Genomic DNA, 667 nt, shown 5'->3' on the forward strand with positions numbered 1-667 from the left:
GATCCACTTAGCGCTTTCTTTCTCGTGGACGGGTCGGGACTTGCGCTGCGCAGCACTACCTTTGGTTGCTTCAGCGCGTGTCCACGTCTTCATGCCCAGCACCCCAAGCGGCAGCCCCTCTGGACTGACTGCCAGCAGGCTGTGCATCAGGAAACCACGCTCATTGCCACCGGTACAGCGACCTAAGCCCTCTGTGGCGTGCAGGTGCGTCAGATTGAATTCGGTCGTATCCTGTATTGCCAGCACCACTGGCAACTGTTCCATGCGGTGCAACGTCTGTGCAATATGCGGCGCCAGCACGCCGTTGGTATCGACCTGATCGTTATCGAAGAAGCGGTAGGCCGCCTTCAGTTCAGCTGGTGACAGGGCCTGGGGGAGCGAAGTGTGTGGACTGATGGCCAGCTGCCGGGCCAGCGCGACCAGTCGCTGCGACAGGCGAGCATCGCCGAGACTCGCCTCTGCGAATTCTTCGCTAGCCCAGTCTGCCGTGTCGTCTCTGATCGCCAATCCGCTGCAACAACATAAATAGGATGGGCGAAAGTTAACACCGCTCAATCCAGTTTACAACCGGATTTGTGGGTAATCCTCAGGCCTAAAGGCAGGGGATTCCCACACCTGGCGATGCACGTCCGCATCGGAGAATGTTTAACGCAGCATTGGTATCACG

The 667-nt window shown here is 58.3% G+C and carries 1 protein-coding gene; it reads right to left on the reverse strand.

The window, feature by feature from the left end:
* A partial coding sequence (locus AC3WL8_RS39965) for an IS4/Tn5 family transposase DNA-binding protein (protein WP_492380265.1) occupies positions 1-507 on the reverse strand: 507 nt, incomplete at its 3' end.
* Between the last annotated feature and the right edge of the window lie 160 nt (positions 508-667).

The sequence above is a fragment of the Cupriavidus sp. FW305-F7 genome (assembly GCF_058782875.1).